This window comes from Nocardioides sp., assembly GCF_034670285.1.
GTDB lineage: Bacteria > Actinomycetota > Actinomycetes > Propionibacteriales > Nocardioidaceae > Nocardioides.
The window spans coordinates 1-4,067 of record NZ_JAXMNS010000354.1 but is presented as its reverse complement, the minus strand read 5'-3'; the positions used below and the strand labels follow the sequence as shown (position 1 = coordinate 4,067).

Here is a 4,067-nt window from a genome sequence, read left to right as displayed (position 1 = left end):
AGCAGCTCACCCTCGACCTCGAAACCGGGACCTCCGGCGATACCGGTGGGCGTGGGGTCGTGATCTACGCCCACATCGACGTCAACAGCCCCCACGCCAGCCTCGACAACATCGGTGGCGGGGACGTCCTCATCGAGCAGCTCAAGGCCTGGTGCCAGGCCGCCGGGACCACCGTCACGATCAAGCCCGTCATCGACCTCAACCAAGACCTCTCCACGCAGGCCTACGTCCCGACGGCGAAGCTCGTCGAACAAGTGCGCCTGCGCGACCAGAACTGCGTGTTTCCGAGCTGCACCCGCAGAGCCGAGCACTGCGACCTCGACCACCGCATCCCCTTCAACAAGAACAACCCGTCCGCCGGTGGGAAAACGACCACGTCGAATCTTTCCCTGCTCTGCAGGAAGCACCACCGCGCCAAGACCTTCTCCGCCTGGGACTACACCTCCCCCGCACCCGGGGTCTACGACTGGACCAGCCCGTCGGGAGCGAGATTCAGAGTCACAAGGGGCCGACGACACGGGCGGATGCCCATCACGACACCCCTCGACGACCCACCCGAACCCTGAACACCCAGCCCCCACACCCCGCTGAGACCAGCGGGGCCACAGGCACGTCACCGGGCTTCGTCGCCGTTCGCTTCGCTCGCTGCTCAGCCACCGGAGGCTCGCTGCCTAGGACGCCGAGAGGTCGGCGCGGGTGGGCGGGTCTGCGCCGGGGCGGGAGACGGTGACGGCGGCAGCGCGGGCGGCGTGCGCGAGGGTGGCGGCGGGGTCGAGGCCGTCCCAGAGGGCGTCGATGATGCCGGCGGAGAAGGTGTCCCCGGCTCCGATGGTGTCGACGACGGTCGTGGCGCGCACCGGCGCGCTGATCGCACCGTCGCCGTCGAACCAGGTCGAGCCGTCCTCGCCCCGCGTGACCACGATGGCGCGGGGCCCCAGGGACAGCAGGTGCGCTGCCGCGCCGGCAAGGTCGAGGTGGGGGTAGAGCGCTTCCAGGTCTTCGTCGCTCGCCTTCACGAGGTGGGAGCGCCGCGCCACGGCCTCCACGCGGGCGACGACGTCCGCCCCCGTGCCGGTGATGGCCGGGCGCGCATTGACGTCGTAGGTGATCGTGGCTGTGCCGACGCGATCGAGGAGCGCCACGACCTCGTCGGCACCGGGCTCGACGACGGCTCCGAGCGAGCAGACGTGCACGTAGGCAGGGGTGATCGTCAGGTCCACCGGACCCAGGTGCCACTCGAGGTCGAAGACGTACGACGCCGCCCCGGACTCACCGATCGTCGCTACGGCACTCGACGTCCGTTCGAGCACGTGTGGGTCCGTGGCGTGGTCGACGCCGGACCCGGCGAGGTGCTCGGCGATCGCGCGGCCCCGCTCGTCGTCGGCGTACGCCGTGGCGAAGCGCACCGGCCGACCGAGCCTGGCCAGCGCCACCGCCACGTTCGCGGCGCTCCCGCCCGGCCGCTCGGTGGTGACTCCCGCTCGGTCGAGCACGACGTCCACGAGCGACTCTCCGACCACCAGCGCGTAGCCCTCACGGGCCCCGTCGTCATTGTCAGGTTGCTGCACGGGGTCATGCCTATCACCTACGGTTCGTCTGTGCCTCCTGCTTCGAGCGTGCTGCCCCTGGACCCGACCTCCGGGGTTGCGCCTTTCGAGCAGCTGCGCGCACAGATCGCGAGGCGCGCCGCCAACGGCGACCTACCGGCCGGCACCAAGCTGCCGTCGGTCCGGGCCGTTGCCGAGCAGCTCGGCCTGGCCACCAACACCGTCGCGCGCGCCTACAAGGAGCTCGAGGCCGACGGGGTCGTCGTGACCGAGGGCCGGCGCGGCACGTCCGTGGCCGCCCCCCACCTGTCGAGCGACGCGTACGACGCCGCGGCGACGTACGCCGTGACCGCGCGGCGCCAGGGGCTCACCCTGGCCGAGGCGTCCCTGGCCCTCGAGCGCGCATGGACCGTCGGCGGCCGCGACGTCGGCGCACCCGGCTAGCCTCCCCAGATGGCCCTCGACACCTCCCCCGAGCAGCCGGCACCCGTCCGGCAGATCGCCAACGCGATCTCGGGCTGGATCGACAAGCTCGGCGCCGTGTGGGTGGAGGGCCAGATCGCCCAGCTCAGCAAGCGCCCCGGCCTCCAGACCGTCTTCCTCACGCTGCGCGACTCCGTCGCGGACATCTCGGTGCCCGTCACCTGCTCGCGCACCCTGGTCGACTCGATGAACCCGCCGCTCGTCGAGGGCGCGAGCGTGCTGATCCACGCCAAGCCGTCCTACTACGCCAACCGCGGCACCCTCTCCCTCCAGGCGCGCGAGATCCGGATGGTCGGGCTGGGCGAGCTGCTCGCCCAGATCGAGCGACGTCGTCAGCTGCTCGCGGCCGAGGGGCTCTTCGACCTGTCACGGAAGCGCCCCCTGCCCTTCCTCCCCCGCACCATCGGGCTGGTGACCGCGCCCCGGTCGGCCGCCGAGCGCGACGTGCTCGACCTCGCCGAGCGACGCTGGCCCGCGGTCACCTTCACCGTCGCCCACGCGACCATGCAGGGTCACCGCTCGGCCGGCGAGGTGATGGCCGCCCTGGCCCGGCTCGACGACGACCCCGAGGTCGACGTCATCGTCATCGCCCGTGGTGGCGGCTCGGTCGAGGATCTCCTCCCCTTCTCCGACGAGGGCCTACTGCGCGCTGTCGCAGCTGCGCGCACTCCTGTCGTGTCGGCCATCGGCCACGAGCCCGACCAACCCTTGCTCGACCTGGTCGCCGACGTGAGGGCCGCTACCCCCACCGACGCCGCCAAGCTCGTCGTGCCCGACGTCGTCGCCGAGACCCAGGGTGTCGAGTCGGCCCGCGAGCGGCTGCGCTCGGTGCTGGCCTCGTGGCTCCACCGCGAGCAGACCGCCCTCACGGCGCTGCGGTCGCGTCCGGCCCTGGCCGACCCCCGCACCCTCGTCGACGAGCGCAGCGCCGAGGTCGATGCTCTCGTCGAACGAGCCCGGCGCACCATCACCCACACCCTCGACCGGGCGGCCGACGACATCGGCCACCACCGGGCGCGGGCCCGGGCGCTGTCACCCCTGGCCACCCTCGAGCGCGGCTACGCCGTTCTCCAGGCGGCCGACGGCAGCGTCGTGACCTCGATCGAGGACGCCGAGGCCGGGGCTGCGGTGACCGTCCGGGTCGCCGACGGACGAGTGCACGCCGACGTCACCAGCACCACCCGACTCATCCCCCAGGAGGACCCCGATGCCCGTTGACCCGACCTCAGAGGCCACGCACGACGACAGGCCCAGCTATGAGGCGGCCCGCGAAGAGCTCATCGACGTCGTACGACGCCTCGAGACCGGAGGCACGACCCTCGAGGAGAGCCTGGCGCTGTGGGAGCGCGGTGAGACGCTGGCCGGCGTGTGCCAGGACTGGCTCGACGGCGCCCGCAAACGACTTGACGCCGTCGTGGCGTCCGAGGGCAACGGAGACCCCGAGAGCTAGCTCGTCGGCACCTCGTCGGTGCCGAGCAGCTCGATCAGCTCGGTGAGGTCCTCGACGCTCACGGTGCCGAAGACGAGCACGGTCGAGCCGTCGACGGCGGTCGAGTAGGCCCGGTCACCACCTTCGTCCGACCAGCCCTCCCAGGTCGAGGCGAGCGTGCCGACCCCCACGAGCGGGTCCTCGCTGGTGGTGCTCTCGTCGACGTACTCCTCGAGCATGTCGTCGAGGGTGATGTCGACGGCGTTCTCCTGCCGGATGCCGACGAAGTCGTCGTCGTCGGTGTAGAGGTTGATCCGGTAGGACTGGTCCTCCCCCAGCTCGGCACCGACCTCGGTGGCGACCCACCCGTCGGGAAGGGTCTCGGGATAGAAGATCTCGAAGCCGTTCTGCTGCAGCCCCTGCACCGAGTCGAGGTAGTCGACCGTGGGCGGGCGGCTCTGGTCGGGCGGGTCGGAGATCAGCGTCCGGAAGAGCACCAGGAGCAGCACGAGGCCGACGATGAACACCATCGCCCCGACCATTCCGTTGAAGCTGCGCGTGTAGCGGCCCGCGCCGCCCTGCTCGCTCATGCCACTGCCGCCGTCGTC

6 protein-coding genes are annotated in these 4,067 nt (G+C 71.5%); 4 read left to right on the top strand and 2 right to left on the bottom strand.

The annotated features are described in order from the left end of the window. Window positions 1-566 (top strand): HNH endonuclease signature motif containing protein (locus VOI19_RS15650; protein ID WP_323793894.1); only part of this gene is annotated, 566 nt, incomplete at its 5' end. A 105-nt stretch (window positions 567-671) separates the two neighbouring features. On the opposite strand, the gene VOI19_RS15645 is transcribed toward VOI19_RS15650, so the two are convergent. Then, the gene (locus VOI19_RS15645; protein WP_323793893.1) at window positions 672-1,568 is read right to left on the bottom strand and encodes a PfkB family carbohydrate kinase; all 897 of its coding nucleotides are present in this window, start codon (window positions 1,566-1,568) and stop codon (window positions 672-674) included. A gap of 30 nt (window positions 1,569-1,598) precedes the next feature. Between VOI19_RS15645 and VOI19_RS15640 the strand changes: the two genes are divergently transcribed. From VOI19_RS15640 to VOI19_RS15630, 3 genes are read left to right on the top strand one after another with little or no spacing between them, the layout of a single operon-like run. After that, window positions 1,599-1,991 (top strand): GntR family transcriptional regulator, encoded by a 393-nt coding sequence (locus VOI19_RS15640; RefSeq protein ID WP_416366390.1) that lies wholly within the window; start codon window positions 1,599-1,601, stop codon window positions 1,989-1,991. Window positions 1,992-2,000: 9 nt separating this feature from the next. Next, a complete protein-coding gene (xseA, locus tag VOI19_RS15635) occupies window positions 2,001-3,248 on the top strand; it encodes an exodeoxyribonuclease VII large subunit (RefSeq protein ID WP_323793892.1) in 1,248 nt (415 codons plus the stop codon). Beyond that, complete coding sequence (locus VOI19_RS15630) at window positions 3,238-3,480, top strand: exodeoxyribonuclease VII small subunit (RefSeq protein WP_323793891.1); 243 nt, start codon at window positions 3,238-3,240, stop codon at window positions 3,478-3,480. The genes xseA and VOI19_RS15630 overlap by 11 nt, the downstream gene beginning before the upstream one ends. Here VOI19_RS15630 and VOI19_RS15625 read toward each other — a convergent pair. After that, window positions 3,477-4,067: DUF4245 family protein (locus tag VOI19_RS15625; protein ID WP_323793890.1), on the bottom strand; the 591-nt coding region annotated here is incomplete at its 5' end. The two genes, VOI19_RS15630 and VOI19_RS15625, sit on opposite strands and share 4 nt — an antisense overlap.